Raw genomic sequence first — 18,209 nt, forward strand, 5'->3', positions numbered from 1 at the left:
CGCCTTGGCCATGCCCAGTTCGGGGGCGAACAGCATGGACTTCAGCCCATGCCTGCCCTCGGCCCGCGCGAGCGCGCGGCCGGCGTCGGCCACGCGCCCCGCCTGCCCCAGCGCCGACGCCAGCGACATCCACGCCAGCGGCGCCCAGGAGTACCCGGTGGGGGCCAACGCCTTGGCGGCGATCTGCAGCAGCGCCACGGCCGCGTCGAGGTCGCCGCGCCACACCAGGACGTCGGCCATCAGCAGTTGGCCGATGGCGTGGCTGGGCTGACCCACCACCGCGTCGGCCATCAGCTCCTCGGCCAGTGCGTGGGCGCGGTGGAGGTCGCCGGCCAGGATCAGCGTCGTCGTCTGCCCCAGCCCGCTGGTGAAGCGCAGCAGCCCGGGGTGTCCCGCGGCGAGCGCCCGAGCCGCCAGGTCGTCCACGTCGGAGAACGCGCCGGTGCGGGCCGTGCAGAGCGCCGCCGCCGCGGCGGCCCAGCCGACCGCCTGCTGATCGGCGTCCGGCGAGGCGAGCACCGCGCCCGCCATGTCCATGGCGCGCGACAGGTTGCCGGCGTTCATCGCGAACGTCCCCAGCAGCGCGTCGACGGTGACGGCAGGCGCCGACGACACGCGGCCGCGCGTCGCCTGCAGGAACGCCGTCGCGCGCTCGGGTTCGTCGAGCATCCAGAACTGGTTGGCGGCGCGGGGGAGTGCCCACGACAGCAGTTCGGCCTCGGTCAACGTCGCGGGATCCACGGCGGCCAGCACGTCGTCGGCCTCGCGGCCGCGGCCCTGCCACGCCAGGGCTTGCGCCAGCAGCAGGCGGGCCGGCAGCGAGTCGTGGTCCCGGACGGCGGCGCGGCCCAATTCCTCTGCGGCGGAGAGGTCGCCGCGGTCCAACGCATCCGACGCCTCGGCGACGCGATCCACCACGGCGGCAGTCTAGGTGCCGGCCGGGGCTCGGCACCGCGAAACTCGGGGGATCGCCGGTGCCGGTAGGTTCGAGGCCGTGGCCATCGACGTCGACGAACGCGAAACGACCTGGGCCGTGTGCGTGTACTGCGCCTCGGGTCCGCGGCATCCCGAATTGATCGCCCTCGCCACGGCCGTCGGCGCGGCCATCGGCGACCGCGGCTGGACGCTGGTGTCCGGCGGCGGCAACGTCTCGGCGATGGGCGCGGTGGCCGAGGCCGCCCGCGCCCACGGCGCGCACACCGTGGGCGTGATCCCCAAGGCGCTGGTGCACCGCGAGGTGGCCGACGTCGAGGCCGACGAACTCGTGGTCACCGACACCATGCGCGAGCGCAAGCAGATCATGGAGGACCGCGCCGACGCCTTCGTGGTGCTGCCCGGCGGCATCGGCACGCTCGAGGAGTTCTTCGAGGCGTGGACGGCCGGATACCTCGGCATGCACGCCAAGCCGCTGGTGATGCTGGACCCGTTCGGGCACTACGAGGGCTTGCTGACGTGGCTGCGCGACCTGGCGGACACCGGCTACGTCGGGGCGGGCGCGCTGGACCGGCTGATCGTGGTGTCCGACGTCGAGGCGGCCATGGCGGCGTGCGACCCAGGCCCCGACCAACCGGCGGGGTGAGCAAGCTCACCGATCACAGCTAATGTTGCGATCATGAGCGACCAGCACTCTGGCACCCGTTCCACCGTCGGCCTGCTCGACCTTGCCCCGCGGCTTCCCGGTTTCCTCAAGGACGCGCCCGTCATCGTGCGCGGCGTCGTGACGGGATTTCTGGCGAAGCCCTCGGCCAAGACGTCGATCGGCAAGGTCTTCCAGGACCGCGCGGCGCGCTACGGCGACAACGTGTTCATCCGATTCGGCGACGAGGCCATCACGTACCGCGAGGCCAACGAGACCGTCAACCGCTATGCGGCCGTCCTCGCAGCGCGCGGTGTCGGCCACGGCGACGTGGTCGGCATCATGCTGCGCAACTCGCCGCAGTCGGTGCTGCTGATGCTGGCCGCCGTGAAGTGCGGCGCCGTGGCGGGCATGCTGAACTACCACCAGCGCGGCAAGGTGCTCGAACACAGCATCGGCCTGCTCGACGCCCGCGCCATCGTGGCCGAGACCGACCTGGTCGAGCCCATCACCGAGAGTGGCGCGTCGACCGACGGCCTGGTGACGATCGACGAGGTGGTCCGGTTGGCGGCCACCGCACCCACCGTCAATCCCGCTGCCACCGCCGCGGTCCTGGCCAAGGACAAGGCGTTCTACATCTTCACGTCGGGCACCACGGGCATGCCGAAGGCCAGCGTGATGACGCACTACCGCTGGCTGCGTGCGCTCGCCGGCTTCGGTGGTCTGGGGTTGCGACTGCACGACGGCGACACGCTGTACTGCTGCCTCCCGCTGTACCACAACAACGCGCTGACGGTCGCGGTGTCGTCGGTGATCAACGCCGGTGCGACGCTGGCGCTGGGCAAGTCGTTCTCGGCGTCGAAGTTCTGGGACGACGTGATCCGTTACGAGGCAACGGCCTTCATCTACATCGGGGAGATCTGCGCGTACCTGCTCAACCAGCCGCCCAAGCTCACCGACCGCGAGCATCGGGTCCGCGTCATCTGCGGCAACGGCCTGCGTCCTGCGATCTGGGACGAGTTCACGTCGCGCTTCGGCATCAAGCGGGTGTGCGAGTTCTACGCCGCCAGTGAGGGAAACACCGCATTCGTCAACGTCTTCAACGTCGACAAGACCACCGGCATCTGCCCGTCGCCGATCGCGTTCGTCGAATACGACGGCGAGACCGGCGATCCCGTGCGCGACGAGGCGGGCCGCGTCCGCAAGGTCAAGGCCGGCGAGCCCGGCCTGCTGCTGTCGAAGGTCAGCAACTTCCAGCCGTTCGACGGGTACACCGACAAGAGCGCGACCGAGAAGAAGCTGGTGCGCAACGCCTTCAAGGACGGCGACGTGTGGTTCAACACCGGTGACCTGATGCGGTCGCAGGGGTTCGGGCACGCCGCGTTCACCGACCGCCTGGGTGACACGTTCCGCTGGAAGGGGGAGAACGTCGCGACCACCGAGGTGGAGGCGGCGGTGTCGCTCGACCCGCAGGTCGAGGAGGCCACGGTGTACGGCGTGGAGGTGCCCGGCGCGGGCGGGCGGGCGGGCATGGTCGCCATCGAGCTGAAGGACGGCGCGGAATTCGACGGCAAGGCGCTCGCCAAGGCCGCATACGAGCACCTGCCGGGGTACGCGGTACCGCTGTTCGTGCGCATCGTCGGTGAGCTGGCCCACACGTCGACGTTCAAGAGTCAGAAGGTGGACCTGCGCAAGCAGGGGTACGGCGGAGGCGAGGAGAAGATCGAGGATCCGGTCTACGTGCTCGCGGGCCGCGAGGAGGGCTACGTGCCGTTCTACGACGACTACCCGGCCGAGGTCGTCGACGGCAAGAAGCCCAAGGGCTAGCGATTTCGGCGCGCTGACGTTCGCTCGGCGAACGTCAGCGCGCCGAAATCGTCGGGCTGGCTAGCCTGGGGGTGTGCAGTCGACGTTCCTGGGTCGCCCGGTCGGGGGCGGTCACGCCATGGTCATGGCGATCGTCAACCGGACGCCGGACTCGTTCTACGACCGCGGCGCCACGTTCACCGACGAGGCGGCCATGGCTGCGGTGCACCGGGTGGTCGCCGAGGGGGCCGACGTCGTCGACGTGGGCGGCGTCAAGGCCGGCCCCGGCCAGGCGGTGGACGCCGACGAGGAGATCGCGCGCGTCGTGCCGTTCATCGAGTGGTTGCGCGGCGCCTATCCCGACCAGCTGATCAGCGTCGACACCTGGCGCGCGACGGTGGCCAGGCAGGCATGTGCGGCCGGCGCCGACATCGTCAACGACACGTGGGGTGGTGTCGACCCGGGGTTGGTCGACGTCGCGGCCGAGTTCGGGGCGGGTCTGGTGTGCTCGCACACCGGCGGGGCGGTGCCGCGGACCCGGCCGTTCCGGGTGAACTACGGGATCAGCGAGCGCGGCGTCGTCGACGACGTGCTCGCGGAGGTCACCTCCGCGGCCGAGCGGGCGGTCGCCGCCGGGGTCCGCCGCGACGGCATCCTCATCGATCCCACCCATGATTTCGGCAAGAACACCCATCACGGGCTCGCTTTGTTGCGGCACGTGAAAGACCTTGTAAAAACTGGATGGCCGGTCCTGATGGCGCTGAGCAACAAGGATTTCGTCGGGGAGACTCTGGGTGTGGGGCTGACGGAGCGCCTGGAGGGCACGCTTGCCGCGACGGCCTTGGCCGCCGAGGCGGGGGCCGCGATGTTCCGGGTGCACGAGGTCGGTCCCACTCGACGCGTACTCGACATGGTCGCGTCGATCCAGGGCGTGCGTCCACCGGCGCGGACCATTAGGGGACTGGCATGAGCGTGACACCTGACCTGACAGAAGCCGTCGCGGGCCACCGTTGGTTGTCCGATCACAGTTGGAGTCGTCCCGTGTGGACCGTCGCTGAACTCGAGGCCGCCAAGCTTGGCCGCACCGTCTCGGTCGTGCTGCCCGCCCTCAACGAGGAACAGACGGTGGGCGCGGTGGTGGAGACCATCGCCCCGCTGCTGGGAGGCCTGGTCGACGAGCTGATCGTGCTGGATTCGGGATCCACCGACGACACCGAGATCCGCGCGCTGGCCGCGGGCGCACGCGTCGTGAGTCGCGAGGTGGCGCTGCCCGAGGTGGAGCCCCAGCCGGGTAAGGGCGAGGTGCTGTGGCGGTCGCTGGCAGCCACCACGGGTGACGTCATCGCGTTCGTCGACAGCGACCTGATCGACCCGGACCCGATGTTCGTGCCCAAGCTGCTGGGGCCGCTGCTGACGGCCGACGGCGTGCACTTCGTCAAGGGCTTCTACCGCCGTCCCCTCAAGGTCAGCGGCAGCGAGGACGCCAACGGCGGCGGCCGGGTCACCGAGTTGGTGGCGCGCCCGCTGCTGGCGGCGTTGCGGCCCGAGCTGACGTGTCTGCTGCAGCCGCTGGGCGGGGAGTACGCCGGGACGCGGGAGCTGCTCACGTCGCTGCCGTTCGCGCCCGGGTACGGCGTGGAGATCGGTCTGCTGATCGACACCTACGACAAGCTGGGACTGGATGCCATCGCGCAGGTGAACCTGGGGGTGCGGACGCACCGCAACCGGCCGTTGACGGAGTTGGCGGCGATGAGCAGGCAGGTCATCGCGACACTGCTGACCCGCTGCGGCATCCCGGACTCGGGCGTCGGGCTCACGCAGTTCTTCGCCGACGGGGACGACTACACGCCCCGCACGTCGTCGGTGTCGCTGGCGGACCGGCCGCCGATGAACACCCTGCGGCCCTGACGGCGGGCGCGGCGAGCCGGGCACCTGGGGCCACCGGGCGTCGGCACGTTCGGGCAGTATCGATGCCGTGACACTGATCCTGCTGTACCTGGTCGTGCTGATCCTGGTGGCCACCGTGCTCTTCGGCGTCGGCAGCGTGCTGTTCGGCCGCGGCGAGCGGCTGCCCCCGCTTCCCAGGGGGACCACGGCGACGGTGCTGCCGGCGTCGGGCGTGACGGGTGCCGACGTGGAGGCGCTGAAGTTCGCGCAGTCGCTGCGGGGGTACAAGGCCAGCGAGGTGGACTGGGTACTCGACCGGCTGGCGCAGGAACTCGACCTGGTGCGTGGTGAACTCGCGGCGGTGCGGGCGGCACACGCCGCGGATCCCGACAGGCTCGACGGTGCTGCCGCGCGCGACGGGTCCGATCGGGCCGGTGTCGCCGTCAACGATGCTGCCGGGAACGATGCTGCCGGGAACGATGCCGCCGGGAACGATGCGGCCGACGACGGGGCCGACGGCGCGGCCGGGGGCGGCAAGGTCGCCGAGGTCGGCGAGGCGGCCGCAGCCGTGGACGCCAGGCCGGCGGGCGGGGGCGTGCACGCCCGCGCCGACGAGGCCGCCTCGGAACGATGAGCGGCGGCCCCGGCCCCGACGGGCTGATCCGCTGCGGTTGGATCGATTCCTCGCCGGAGCGTTGGGAGACACCGGATTCGGTGCTCTACCGCACCTATCACGACACCGAGTGGGGACGGCCGCTCCGCGGTGCCGGCGCGTTGTTCGAGCGGATGTCGCTGGAGGCGTTCCAGAGTGGGCTGTCGTGGCTGGTGATCCTGCGCAAGCGCGAGGGGTTCCGGCGGGCGTTCGCGGGCTTCGACGCCGAGCGGGTCGCCCGGTTCACCGACCGCGACGTCGAGCGGCTGCTGGCCGATGCCGGCATCGTCCGCAACCGCGCGAAGATCGAGGCCACCATCTCCAACGCCCGCGTACTCGCCGACCTGGACGTCGACCTGGGCGACCTGCTGTGGTCGTTCGCGCCCCCGGCGCGGCAGCGTCCGCAGACCATGGCCGACGTGCCCGCGGTGACCGACGAGTCGAAGGCCATGGCCAAGGAACTGAAGCGTCGTGGGTTCCGTTTCGTGGGCCCCACCACGGCCTATGCGCTCATGCAGGCGACCGGCATGGTCGACGATCACCTGGCGTCGTGTTTCGTGCCGGAGCGGGCCGGCCGGGGCGATTCTGCCTACGCGTGATGTCGCTTGGCCGGGTCTTTGCACACCGGACGCGCCGGATAGGGAAGAATGGCGGGAGTTGCAATGCAGTTCAGTGCCGGGTGCTGCCGACGGTGGGCGGCCTCGGTGAGACCGGCCCGCCCCCCGCGGGCCGGAACACGCGGAGGGAGCGCTCGATGGCAGCGATGAAGCCCCGGACTGGCGACGGTCCACTGGAAGCCACGAAGGAGGGGCGAGGCATCGTGATGCGCGTACCGCTGGAGGGCGGAGGGCGTCTGGTCGTCGAGTTGACCCCCGACGAGGCCGCCGCTCTCGGCGAGGAACTCAAGAACGTCACCAGCTAGCACCTCTGCGTTCGGCGTGACGGGCCCCGGCCCGTCACGCCGAACGTGCTAGTGGGCCACCTTGCGGTAGATCTCGAGGGTCTGCTCCGCGATGGCCGCCCAGGAGAACTCGTCGATGCAGCGCCGTCTGCCGGTGGCGCCGAACCGGGCGGCGCGTTCGGGGTCGGCGACCAGGTCGTTGACGGCCGCCGCGAGGTCGCGTTCGAACGTGTCGGTGGCCGCCGCATCGTAGTGCACCAGCAGCCCGGTCTCGCCGTCGGCGACCACCTCGGGGATGCCGCCGACGTCGGACGCCACGACCGCGGTCCCGCAGGCCATGGCCTCCAGGTTGACGATGCCCAGGGGTTCGTACACCGACGGGCACACGAAAACGGTTGCCGCGGAGAGGATCTCGCGGATCTGCTCGGTAGGTCGCATGTCCTGCACCCAGAACACCCCGCTGCGGGCCTCCTGGAGGCGCTCGACGGCACCCTTGACCTCGGCGGCGATCTCGGGCGTGTCGGGGGCGCCGGCGCACAGCACCAGCTGGACGTCGGGGGCGAAGTGGTGGGCGGCGGCGACCAGGTGGGCGACGCCCTTCTGCCGGGTGATGCGTCCGACGAACGCGACGATCGGCGCGGAGGTGTCGACGCCCAGCTCCTCCAGCACCGAGCTTCCTGCCTGCGGGGCCGCCGGGTACCAGACGTCGGCATCGATGCCGTTGCGCACCACGTGCACGCGGTCGGGGTCCAGGGCGGGATAGGTGGCCAGCACGTCGGCCCGCATGCCGGAGCTGACGGCGATGACGGCGTCGGCGGCCTCCACGGCGGTGCGTTCCACCCAGGAGGACACGCGGTACCCGCCGCCGAGCTGCTCGGCCTTCCACGGCCGCATGGGCTCGAGCGAGTGCGCGGTGAGCACGTGCGGCACGCCGTGCAGCAGGGCGGCGAGGTGGCCGGCCATGCCCGCGTACCAGGTGTGGGAGTGCACGACGGTGGCGCCCGCCGCCGCGTTCGCCATCACCAGGTCGGCCGACAGCGTGGACAGGGCGGCATTGGCCCCGGCGAGCGCGGGATCGGGTTTGGCGACGAACACGTCCGGCATCTGGGGCCGGTCGGCACCCATGCAGTGAACGTCGACGTCGCACAGGCGTTTCAGCTGCGCGACGAGTTCGGTCACGTGCACGCCGGCGCCGCCGTACACCTCGGGCGGATACTCTCTGGTCATCATGGCCACCCGCATGGGGACGACGGTAGTGGTCGCGCTGCCCCGACGCACCCATGGGGTCGATCCCGCGCGCGCCCCTCGCGGGGATGGGGCCGAATGGTCCGGTGCGGCCGCGTCGAGGGGGCATCGCGGGCACGGTGGGCCTTCGCGTCTCAGACACGGTGGCCGAATAGCCGCGAATGGCTGGCCCGCACCGGTGGTGGCCGATAGGTTTGAGACATGAGGGAATTGCCACACGTACTGGGCATCGTGCTGGCTGGGGGTGAGGGCAAGCGTCTCTACCCGCTGACGGCCGACCGAGCGAAACCGGCGGTTCCCTTCGGCGGCGCCTACCGGCTCATCGATTTCGTCCTGTCGAATCTCGTCAACGCGCGCTTCCTGCGAATCTGCGTTCTCACGCAATACAAATCGCATTCGCTGGACCGGCACATCTCGCAGAACTGGCGACTCTCCGGTCTTGCCGGCGAGTACATCACCCCGGTTCCGGCGCAGCAGCGGTTGGGGCCGCGGTGGTACACCGGCTCGGCCGACGCGATCTACCAGTCGATGAACCTGATCTACGACGAGGATCCCGACTACATCGTGGTCTTCGGCGCCGATCACGTCTACCGCATGGATCCCGAGCAGATGCTGCAGTTCCACATCGAGAGCGGGGCGGGGGCGACGGTCGCCGGCATCCGGGTGCCACGCGCGGAGGCCTCGGCGTTCGGCTGCATCGACGCCGACGACTCCGGCCGCATCCGCGCGTTCGTGGAGAAGCCGGCCAACCCGCCTGGCACGCCGGACGATCCCGAGCAGACCTACGCGTCGATGGGCAACTACATCTTCACCACGAAGGTGCTCATCGACGCGATCCGGGCCGACGCCGAGGACGACGACTCCGATCACGACATGGGTGGCAACATCATCCCGCGGTTGGTGGAGGACGGGATGGCCGCCGTCTACGACTTCAACGGCAACGAGGTGCCGGGGTCGACGGAACGCGATCACGGGTACTGGCGCGACGTCGGGACGCTCGACGCGTTCTACGACGCGCACATGGACCTGGTGTCGGTGCACCCGGTCTTCAACCTCTACAACAAGCGCTGGCCCATCCTGGGCCAGTCCGACAGCCTGGCGCCCGCGAAGTTCGTCAACGGCGGTTCGGCGCAGGAGTCGGTGGTGGGTGCCGGCAGCATCATCTCGGCGTCGTCGGTGCGCAACTCGGTGCTGTCGACCAACGTGGCCGTCGACGACGGTGCCATCGTCGAGGGCAGCGTGCTCATGCCGGGCGTGCGCATCGGTCGCGGCGCGGTGGTCCGGCACGCGATCCTGGACAAGAACGTCGTCGTGGGGCCGGGGGAGATGGTCGGTGTCGATCTGGACAAGGACCGGGAGCGATTCTCGATCAGCGCGGGTGGTGTCGTCGCCGTCGGCAAGGGTGTTTGGGTCTAAGCGGTCGGGGTATACCTCCTGAGCTGCGGTTCTGCGGCATCCTCAAGATTCGGTTACTGTGTCTAATCATTAGCCGACGCCACAGTTGGAGGTGTGATGCTCCGCGCTGACGACACCTACGACCCCCCTTCCGTCGGCATGGACTCCACCGGCGTCACCCTCGGCGCCCTCGCGGCGCACGGCAGCGCAGACGGGGCCACCGTCGCAGGTACCGGCGTGTCGGCCATGGCCTCCGGGGTGGCCGCCCTCCGTGCGCTGGCCGCGCGGCGGCCCCATGCCATGTTCGACGACCCGTTCGCCGCCCCGCTGGTGGAGGCACTGGGCGTCGAGTGCTTCACGCGCATCGCGTCGGGGACCACGCCCGACGACGCGGCGGCAGGCACGTGGGGCGTCGTCGCGGACGGCATGGCGGTGCGTACGCAGTTCTACGACGAATTCCTGGTGCACGCCATGCTGGCCGGCGTTCGTCAGGTGGTGATCCTGGCCAGCGGTCTGGACGCGCGCGCCTATCGGCTGCCGTGGCATCCCGGCACCGTGTTGTTCGAGGTCGACCGGCCCGACGTGCTCGCGTTCAAGGCGCGAGAACTACACGAGCTGGGCGCCTCGTCGCGGGCTCACGTGCGCTCGGTGGCTGCCGACCTTCCCGGTGACTGGCCGGATGCCTTGTGGTGCAACGACTTCGACCTGTCGGCGCCCACGGCGTGGGTCGCCGAGGGCCTGCTGGCCCAGATCACGCCCACCGCGGTGGACCTGCTGCTCGACCGGATCGCGGCGATGAGCGCACCGGGCAGCCGCTTGGCCCTGGACTGGCATCCCGACCTCGCCGTCGCCGACCCGGCCGACGTGTACTACCCGCACGGCCGCCGCGACGTCGACGCCTACCTGGCGGTCCGTGGGTGGACCACGTCCACCACGACGGCGGCGGAACGGGCCGCAGCCAGCGGCATCGACGTGCGGCCCGACGCGGCGCTCGCCGGCCTGTTCGGCGCCCGCCTCACCAGCGCCGTCCTGGGCTGACTCACCACACGCCGGGCAGCACCCGCCAGCGCACCTCGTTCGCGTACTCGCGATACCCGGCCAGGCCGTCGCGCAGCAGCGCTTCCTCGTCGAGGATGCGGGCTACGAACACCGGGACCGACGCCACCAGGCCGAGCCACCCCCACAGCGAGCCCAGGGCCGGGGGCGTGCCCACCGTCATGATCAGCGCGCCGAGGTACATCGGGTGGCGGACCACGCCGTACAGCCCCGTCGTCACGACGGTCTGGCCGTCCTCCACCCGCACCGTCGCCGCGGCGTAGTTGTTCTGCACGATCACCAGCTGTGACAGCAGCAGACCCGCACCCACCAGGACGTCACCGGCGATGACCGCCCACAGTGGCACCGACGACCACCCGTAGCGGTGGTCCAGCGCCGCCACCACGAACGTCGCGGCCCCCAGCGCGAACGTGAGCGTGATGATGAGCCGTTGCACCGGCCGCGGCTCGGCGGTGGGGCCCGCCGACATCCGGCGACGCAGTGCGTCGGGGTAGCGCACCGCGAGATACGCGCTGGGCGGCAGCGTCGTCGCGACGAACACGGCGAGGAACACCCACGCCTGCCAGTAGTCCGCGGTGCCCGCAGGCAGGAACAGCACGACGGCGAAGAACGCCGCACCCCCGACCGCCGACGCCAGGGCTCGACCGATCATCCCCATGACGTCCTCCTCATACCGCGTCGCGTCTGCGATACCACCAACCCGCCGCAGTCGTCAGCGCGACGGCGACCGCGCACAGCGCGATCACGGCCGCGGGTGACACGGCGCGCGGCGCCGTCGTGTGGGTCAGCGGTGACAGGTCGATCAGCCATTGCGGCAGCCGCAGCAGCGCCCCGAGATACAGGGCGGTCACGACGAACGTCACCGCCAGCCACCCCAGCGACGGTCGTCGCACCGCAACCGCCACGGCGGCGACGCCGGCCAGCACCGCCAGCGCGGGCACGTACGCCAGCCCCGCACCGACCAGCCGCACCACGGTCACCGGGTCGCCGGTGGTCAGACCCGCGCCCAGGCCGTTGCCCACGCCCGCACACAGCATCAGGACGGTGGCTCCCGACACCGCCGACGTCACCGCCGTGCCCAGCCATCGCCAACGCGACACGGCGCCCGCCAAGACGGCTTCGCCGAGGCCGGACCGCTCGTCGGCGTGGACCCGCAGGACGGCCGCGGTCACGTAGCCGCCGGCTGCGGCGGCCAGGAACTGGGTCATGGTGGTGTGGACGCCGTCGGTGCCCTGCGCGCCAAGCACTCTCGCGATCACCTCGTTTCCGGCTGCGGCATCGAGCAGGGCCTTGGTCATCGACCCCAGGGTCAGGCCGGCCAGCAGCAAGCCCACCGCCCAGCCGACCAGCTGGCCGCGCTGCAGGACGAGGTGCAGTCCCACCACGGTGCGCACCCCGCGCGCGCCCGGCCGGTCGCCAGTGGCCGCGAACGTGCCGGAGTCGTATTGGCGGCGGCTCTCCAGTGTCGCGGCGAGCGCCACCAACACCGTGCTCAGCGCCAGCAGCAGGGCCAGTGGCCACCAGCGCACGTCGACGAAGGCCCGCATCTGTTGTGCCCAGGCGATCGGCGACAGCCAGCTCAGCGCGCTGCCCGAGTGGTCGATGACGTCGCCGACGCCACGCACCAGCGTCGCGGCCGCCAGCGTCGCCATGGCCACACCGGTGGCGGCGCGCGCCTGCCGCCACAGCTGGCCGGTGACGGCGGCGACGGCCCCGAAGACGGTGGCCGTCGCGGCCACGCCGGTGCACATCGCCGCGGAATCGACGACGGCCGATCCCGTCGCCGACATCGCCGCGGTGGCCAGGATCGCCAGGGCGACGTTCGCCGCGCCCATCACCGCGAGGGCCGCGGCGGTGCGGGCGTACCGTCCGATGGGGGCCGCCATGACGAGTTCGGCGACGCCGCTCTCCTCGTCGGCGCGCGTGTGCCGGATCACGGTCAAGATCGCCAGGATGGCGGCGGCGGCGATCAGGGTGAGCATCAACTCGTTGGCCACCATGGCGCCGAGGTCGGTCTGGTCGCCGCCGAAACTGGGCCCGCTCAACATGATTCCCGCGGGCGTCTGCAGCAGGTCGACGCGTGCCTGCCGCTGCGCCCGGTCGGGGTAGGCCAGCTCGATGGCGACGGGGGCGTACGCCGTCAGCGCCACCAGGGCCGCGATCCACACGGACAGGCGGATCCGGTCGCGGCGAACGGCCAGGCGGATCAACGTGACGGTGCCGGTCCACGGACCCGTCGCGGCGGCGTGCTTGGCCACGCGGGCAGGCGTGGTCGTCGTCATCGCCGTGCTGCCTGGTATTCGCGCAGGAAGACGTCCTCCAGCGACGCCGGCGCCACCGTCAACTCGTCGATGCCCGCGCGCACCAGATCGGCCATCGCGCGGTCGAGGTCGTCGGGTGCGACCGAGAAGGTCAGGGTGCCTTGTTCGTCGCGGGCGTCGCGGTCGTCGCGGAGGTCGTGGACGTAGGTGGCCTGCGCGATGTCGGGCGCCGCGGTGCGCGTGCGTACGGTGACGGTGGTGCGCATCAGGTGTCGCACGTCCTGCAGTGAGCCGCTGCGCACGGTGCGGCCGGCGCGCACGATGGTGACGTCGTCGCACAGTCGCTCCACCTCGGCCAGCACGTGACTGGACAGCAGCACGGCCGCCCCGGCGTCGGCGACCTCGCGGACGGACCGCTGAAAGGCCCGTTCCATCAACGGGTCCAGCCCCGACGTCGGCTCGTCGAGGATGAACAACTCGGCGCGCGTGCTGAAGGCGGCCACGATGGCGACCTTCTGCCGGTTGCCCTTGGAGTACGTGCGTGCGGTCTTGTACGGGTCCAGTTCGAAGCGTTCGATGAGTTCGTCGCGTCGCCGGGTGTCGACGCCGCCGCGCGTGGCCGTCAGGAACTCGATGGCCTGCATGCCGGTCAGGTTGGGCCAGAGCGTGACATCGCCTGGGACGTAGGCGATCCGGCGGTGCAGGGCCACGGCGTCGTGCCAGGGGTCGCCGCCGAGCAGGCGGACGGTGCCGCCGTCGGCGCGCAACAGTCCCAGCAGCACGCGAATGGTGGTGGACTTGCCCGCTCCGTTGGGGCCCAGGAAGCCGGCCACGGCGCCGGGCGCGACGCTCAGATCGAGACCGTCGAGGGCCCTGGTCCTGCCGAACCGCTTGGTCAGTCCCCGAACGTCGACGGCTGCGGTCGCGTCATTCATCGTGGTCTCCTCCCGGGTGGGTGAACGGTGTTCCGTGCCTTCGTTGTTCGAGGAACGCCTGGTACATGGTGTCGTCGGCCAACAAGCCGTGGGTGTAGAGCTCGAGGGCGGGCAGCACCATCTGCTCGCCGTAGTCGCGCAGGACGGCTCGGACGTCGCCGGGATCGTCGTGCATCTGCAGGAACAGCAGGAATCCGCCGCCCCCGGCCAGGGCCAGGAACCGGGCTCGGGCGTCGGGATCGTCGCTGGCCTTGACGGTGCCGGCCCGGACGCCCTCTTCCAGGTACGCGCGGGTGTTGTCCATCATGGTGTGCCACAGCATCTTCGCGAGTTCTCCTCCGGTCTGGAGGGTGCGCATCAGGTAGGCCATCAGCGGGGCGTAGTCCTCGATCTCGGCCAGTTGGCCGAGCCACGTTGCCGGGTCCGACGTGCGGATGGTCTCGCTCTTGCCGCGGCGGATGGTCTCGGCGACGTGGTCGTCACATGCCTTGCGCAGTCCGTCCTTCGAGCCGAAGTGGTGGTTCACCAGGCCCGGGCTCACCCCGGCCGCCGCGGCGATGGCCCGCACGCCCACCCCGAAGCCGTCGCGGCCGAAGAGTTCGATGGCGGCGTCGCGGATGCGGGCCGCCGCGGTCAGATCGTCGACTGAACGCATGTTCAGCAGACTAAACACGCGTTCAGTCAGCGGTCAAGGAGATGCCGCGTCAAGAAATCGTCAAGAAGCCGCGCCGCCTAAGGGAGCGGAGGCGGCGGAGACACGGAGAGGGGCGCGAGGGCTAGTCGCGAGCGGCGGCCAGCAGACCGTCGCCCAGCGGCACGAGGACCGGGGTCAACCGCTCGTCCTCGGCGATCAGGCGGGCTGCCTCACGCACCGCCGTGACGTCCTTGTCCGACGCCGATGCGTCGCCGGCCCGACCGCCGAGCGCGGCCCGGTGCACGACGATCGCACCACCGGCGCGCAGCAACCGCACTCCCTCGGCCACGAACGCCGGCTGATCGGCCGGCTCGGCGTCGATGAACACCAGGTCGTAGGACTCGTCGGCCAGCCGGGTGAGCACCTCCTGCGCGCGCCCGCCGATCAGGCGCGTACGTCCCGGCGCGATCCCGGCTTCGGTGAACGCCTGCTTGGCCAGCCGCTGGTGCTCGGGTTCCACGTCGATGGTGGTCAGCACGCCGTCCTCGCGCATGCCCGCCAGCAGCCACAGCCCTGAGATGCCGGCACCCGTCCCCACCTCGACCACTGCCTTCGCGCTCGCCAGCCGCGCCAGCACGCTGAGCAGCGCACCCACCGCGGGGGTCACCGCGCCGACCCCGCTATCGTCGGCACGTTCCCTGGCCGCCGCGGTGATCGCGTCCTCGGTGATCGACTGCTCGGCGTGCGCCAGGATCGATTCGGAGCGGCTCTGCCGCGGGGCGTCGGTGCTGGCCATGCCCGCAGCGTAGAGGACCTCCTGAACCGCGCCGCGCGACACGCCCGCCGCCCGCCCCGTGATCGAATCGAAACCGCCGTGTTCGTGCACGTCAACGCGGGGTAACACGCTTTCTCAGGAAAAGTTCAGTTTGCTCATATGCCAACCTCACCACGGTACGAAATGTTGTGTCCCATGAACGACGGCGCAGTGTCCCCATCCGGTCTACACCGCGGGAATTCTCGTGCCGGCGAGACCGTTGATCCACGCGTCGACACCACCCGAGATCTGGAGGATCCGACGACCACCACCTCGCCCACCACCTCGCCCACCGCCTCGCCCGCGGCCGCCACGGGGACCTCCGTGGCGTCCCCCGTCTTCATGGCGCACCTCGAGCATCCGGGCACGTCGGACTGGGTCGAGACCACCGACGAACTCACCGGCACCGCCGTGTTCGACGCGACCGGGGACCAGACCACGATGCCGTCGTGGGACGAGCTGGTGCGTCAGCACGCCGATCGCGTGTATCGGCTGGCCTACCGCTTGTCCGGCAACCAGCACGATGCCGAGGACCTCACGCAGGAGACCTTCATCCGCGTGTTCCGATCGGTGCAGAACTACCAGCCGGGCACGTTCGAGGGCTGGCTGCACCGCATCACCACCAACCTCTTCCTGGACATGGTCCGGCGTCGCGGCCGCATCCGCATGGAGGCGCTGCCCGAGGACTACGACCGCGTCCCGGCGTCGGACCCCAACCCCGAGCAGATCTTCCACGACGCCCGGCTGGGCCCCGACCTGCAGGCCGCCCTCGACTCGCTGGCGCCGGAGTTCCGCGCCGCGGTCGTGCTGTGCGACATCGAAGGCCTGTCCTATGAGGAGATCGGCGCGACCCTCGGCGTCAAGCTGGGTACCGTCCGCAGCCGCATCCACCGCGGTCGGCAGGCGCTGCGCGACCACCTCGCCGCCCACTCGGACGCGGGAAGCGCGATGGGCGAACGCCACGCGCGTTCGGCCTGAGCCACGCCGACGCTCCCGGGTGTCTGGCGCGCCCGAGCGCGCTACATTCGAGGAGGAACGCGTCGCACCGTGCGAGGGACCGGAAGGGAGCTGGGTGATGGTCGACCCGGGAGACGTCTTTCGGCGGGCATTCTCGTGGCTCCCCGCTCAGTTCGCGTCGCAGAGCAGCGCCCCCGTGGGGCCGCGCCAGTTCGGCTCCACCGAGCACCTGTCGACCGAGGCCATCGCGGCGTTCGTCGACGGCGAGCTGAGCATGAAGGGCCATCTGCGCGCGGCGGGGCACCTGTCGCAGTGCGCCGAGTGCGCGGCGGCCGTCGACGCCCAGGGGCAGGCGCGCACCGCGTTGCGGGAATCTTGTCCCATCTCCGTACCTACGTCGCTGCTCGGTGCGTTGTCGCAGATCCCGCACCATCCGATACCGGACCCGCAGTCGGAAGAAGAGCGGCAACGGTTAGCTGACGAGGCGCTGCGGCAGCGTCGCAGGCGTCGGTAGGCTGGCATTTCAATCGGTTTCGACACCGCGTTCCGGTCAGGCGAAGGGCCGGCGGACGCCATCATGGGGAGATACGCGTGAGCAATCAGGACCAGACCGGCAACGGGCACCGCATGGCACCGCGGCCGGTCGAACGCCCGCCCGTCGATCCCACCCAGGCCCGCGCATTCGGTAGGCCCGCGGGCTTCCAGGGCTCCTTCGTCGGCGCCGACCAGCATCCGGGCCAGGGTGAGTTCACGCCGAAGAACCAGCCGCCGGATCCCGTCCTCGCCGAGGCCTTCGGCAGGCACGGCGCCACCGAGACGCTCCAGCGCCACCCCGCCGACGCCGGCGCGCTGGACGCCGAACGCGCCAGTGCGGCCGAGACCCCACCCGATCCGTGGCGCGACCCGTCGGCGACGCCGTCGCTGGGTACCCCCGCGGTCGAGCACACCGCCCCACCGGTCGCGCCGGTGCCCGCAGGCAAGCTCGGCGTCCGCGACGTGCTGTTCGGTCGCCGGGTGTCCTGGACGGCACTGGGCCTGCTGGCCATCATCGCCCTGCTCATCGGCATCGGCGGCGGTTGGATCGGCCGCACCACCGCCGAGGTCGTCTCGGCGTTCACCACGTCCAAGGTGACACTCGAGACCGACGACAACCCGCAGGGCGACGCCGGCCGGTTCGCCACGGTGGCCAAGGCCGTCGCCGACTCGGTCGTCACCATCGAGGCCACCAGCAAGACCGAGGGGTCCCAGGGCTCCGGCGTCGTGGTCGACGGCCGCGGCTACATCGTGACCAACAACCACGTCATCTCCGAGGCCGCCCAGAAGCCTGCCGACTTCAAGCTCACCGTCGTGTTCAACGACGGCAAGGAGGTCCCGGCCAACCTCGTCGGCCGCGACCCCAAGACCGACCTCGCCGTGCTCAAGGTGGACAACGTCGACAACCTGTCGGTCGCGCGCCTCGGCGACTCCGAGAAGATCGTCGTCGGGGAAGAGGTGATCGCCGCCGGTGCCCCGCTGGGCCTGCGCAGCACGGTCACCCACGGCATCGTCAGCGCCCTGCACCGCCCCGTCCCGCTGTCGGGCGACGGTTCGGACACCGAGACCGTGATCGACGGCGTGCAGACCGACGCCTCCATCAACCACGGCAACTCCGGTGGCCCGCTGATCAACATGAATTCCGAGGTGATCGGGATCAACACTGCCGGAAAGTCGTTGTCCGACAGTGCAAGTGGCCTCGGCTTCGCCATCCCGGTGAACGAGGTGAAGACCGTGGTGGAGACCCTCATCAAGGACGGCAAGATCGCCCATCCGACGCTGGGCCTCACCGCGCGCTCGGTGAGCAACTCGGTGGCCTCCGGCGCACAGGTCGCCAACGTCAAGGTCGGCGGCCCCGCCGAGCGGGCCGGCCTGCTGGAGAACGACGTCGTGGTGAAGGTCGGTGACCGCAAGGTGGCCGATGCCGATGAGTTCATCGTCGCGGTGCGCCAGCTCAAGATCGGTCAGGAAGCCCCCATCGAGGTCATGCGTGACGGCCGCCCCGTCACCCTGCAGATCACCCCTGGCTCCGACCTCGACCAGCCCAACCAGTAGCG

The 18,209-nt window shown here is 70.8% G+C and carries 17 protein-coding genes and 2 pseudogenes; 12 read left to right on the plus strand and 7 right to left on the minus strand.

From position 1 onward, the window contains the following. Nucleotides 1-912: pseudogene (locus AC30CM_RS20735) on the minus strand (tetratricopeptide repeat protein); the annotation flags it as partial. A gap of 88 nt (nt 913-1,000) precedes the next feature. Here AC30CM_RS20735 and log point away from each other — a divergent pair. The 7 genes and pseudogenes from log (at nt 1,001) to AC30CM_RS20770 (ending at nt 6,843) form a co-directional block, all read left to right on the plus strand. Continuing rightward, nucleotides 1,001-1,579 (plus strand): cytokinin riboside 5'-monophosphate phosphoribohydrolase, encoded by a 579-nt coding sequence (gene log / locus AC30CM_RS20740; RefSeq protein WP_490118833.1) that lies wholly within the window; start codon nt 1,001-1,003, stop codon nt 1,577-1,579. Between the two features lie 33 nt (nt 1,580-1,612). After that, a complete protein-coding gene (fadD6, locus tag AC30CM_RS20745) occupies nt 1,613-3,403 on the plus strand; it encodes a long-chain-acyl-CoA synthetase FadD6 (protein WP_490118797.1) in 1,791 nt (596 codons plus the stop codon). Nucleotides 3,404-3,521: 118 nt separating this feature from the next. Next, nucleotides 3,522-4,352, plus strand: a complete 831-nt coding sequence (gene folP, locus AC30CM_RS20750; RefSeq protein ID WP_490118834.1) for a dihydropteroate synthase — start codon at nt 3,522-3,524, stop codon at nt 4,350-4,352. After that, nucleotides 4,349-5,290: a glucosyl-3-phosphoglycerate synthase gene (locus AC30CM_RS20755; protein WP_490118798.1), complete on the plus strand. Its 942-nt coding sequence runs from the start codon at nt 4,349-4,351 to the stop codon at nt 5,288-5,290. The genes folP and AC30CM_RS20755 overlap by 4 nt, the downstream gene beginning before the upstream one ends. Before the next feature lie 67 nt (nt 5,291-5,357). Next, nucleotides 5,358-5,669 (plus strand): annotated as a pseudogene (locus tag AC30CM_RS20760) (DivIVA domain-containing protein); the annotation flags it as partial. Nucleotides 5,670-5,899: 230 nt separating this feature from the next. Then, a complete protein-coding gene (locus AC30CM_RS20765) occupies nt 5,900-6,520 on the plus strand; it encodes a DNA-3-methyladenine glycosylase I (protein WP_490118799.1) in 621 nt (206 codons plus the stop codon). A 155-nt stretch (nt 6,521-6,675) separates the two neighbouring features. Then, nucleotides 6,676-6,843: a DUF3117 domain-containing protein gene (locus AC30CM_RS20770; protein WP_066857137.1), complete on the plus strand. Its 168-nt coding sequence runs from the start codon at nt 6,676-6,678 to the stop codon at nt 6,841-6,843. 48 nt (nt 6,844-6,891) lie between these two features. On the opposite strand, the gene glgA is transcribed toward AC30CM_RS20770, so the two are convergent. After that, complete coding sequence (glgA, locus tag AC30CM_RS20775) at nt 6,892-8,064, minus strand: glycogen synthase (protein WP_490118800.1); 1,173 nt, start codon at nt 8,062-8,064, stop codon at nt 6,892-6,894. A gap of 204 nt (nt 8,065-8,268) precedes the next feature. On the opposite strand from glgA, the gene glgC reads away from it, so the two are divergent. Continuing rightward, the gene (glgC, locus tag AC30CM_RS20780) at nt 8,269-9,483 is read left to right on the plus strand and encodes a glucose-1-phosphate adenylyltransferase (RefSeq protein ID WP_490118801.1); all 1,215 of its coding nucleotides are present in this window, start codon (nt 8,269-8,271) and stop codon (nt 9,481-9,483) included. A 96-nt stretch (nt 9,484-9,579) separates the two neighbouring features. Beyond that, nucleotides 9,580-10,500 carry an SAM-dependent methyltransferase gene (locus AC30CM_RS20785; protein ID WP_490118802.1) on the plus strand — a complete coding sequence of 307 codons (921 nt, stop codon included), beginning with the start codon at nt 9,580-9,582 and terminating at the stop codon, nt 10,498-10,500. A gap of 1 nt (nt 10,501) precedes the next feature. Here the strand turns inward: AC30CM_RS20785 and AC30CM_RS20790 are convergent, their stop codons facing one another. The 5 genes from AC30CM_RS20790 to AC30CM_RS20810 all read right to left on the minus strand — a co-directional run bounded on the left by AC30CM_RS20790 (nt 10,502) and on the right by AC30CM_RS20810 (nt 15,144). Further along, nucleotides 10,502-11,176 carry a methyltransferase family protein gene (locus AC30CM_RS20790; protein WP_490118803.1) on the minus strand — a complete coding sequence of 225 codons (675 nt, stop codon included), beginning with the start codon at nt 11,174-11,176 and terminating at the stop codon, nt 10,502-10,504. A 10-nt stretch (nt 11,177-11,186) separates the two neighbouring features. Continuing rightward, complete coding sequence (locus AC30CM_RS20795) at nt 11,187-12,800, minus strand: ABC transporter permease (protein ID WP_490118804.1); 1,614 nt, start codon at nt 12,798-12,800, stop codon at nt 11,187-11,189. Beyond that, nucleotides 12,797-13,714, minus strand: a complete 918-nt coding sequence (locus AC30CM_RS20800; protein ID WP_490118805.1) for an ABC transporter ATP-binding protein — start codon at nt 13,712-13,714, stop codon at nt 12,797-12,799. Before AC30CM_RS20800 ends, AC30CM_RS20795 begins: the two co-directional genes overlap by 4 nt. Further along, entirely contained in the window at nt 13,707-14,369 is a 663-nt protein-coding gene (locus AC30CM_RS20805) for a TetR/AcrR family transcriptional regulator (RefSeq protein WP_490118806.1), read from the minus strand. Before AC30CM_RS20805 ends, AC30CM_RS20800 begins: the two co-directional genes overlap by 8 nt. A 121-nt stretch (nt 14,370-14,490) precedes the next feature. Then, nucleotides 14,491-15,144: an O-methyltransferase gene (locus tag AC30CM_RS20810; RefSeq protein ID WP_490118807.1), complete on the minus strand. Its 654-nt coding sequence runs from the start codon at nt 15,142-15,144 to the stop codon at nt 14,491-14,493. Between the two features lie 174 nt (nt 15,145-15,318). Between AC30CM_RS20810 and sigE the strand changes: the two genes are divergently transcribed. The 3 genes from sigE to htrA all read left to right on the plus strand — a co-directional run bounded on the left by sigE (nt 15,319) and on the right by htrA (nt 18,207). After that, complete coding sequence (gene sigE / locus AC30CM_RS20815; RefSeq protein ID WP_490118808.1) at nt 15,319-16,140, plus strand: RNA polymerase sigma factor SigE; 822 nt, start codon at nt 15,319-15,321, stop codon at nt 16,138-16,140. Nucleotides 16,141-16,237: 97 nt separating this feature from the next. Beyond that, nucleotides 16,238-16,633 carry an anti-sigma E factor RseA gene (gene rseA / locus AC30CM_RS20820; protein WP_490118809.1) on the plus strand — a complete coding sequence of 132 codons (396 nt, stop codon included), beginning with the start codon at nt 16,238-16,240 and terminating at the stop codon, nt 16,631-16,633. A 77-nt stretch (nt 16,634-16,710) separates the two neighbouring features. Next, a complete protein-coding gene (gene htrA, locus AC30CM_RS20825) occupies nt 16,711-18,207 on the plus strand; it encodes a serine protease HtrA (protein WP_490118810.1) in 1,497 nt (498 codons plus the stop codon). Nucleotides 18,208-18,209: the final 2 nt, after the last annotated feature.

Source organism: Mycobacterium sp. DHQP2018-32-09, assembly GCF_058148405.1.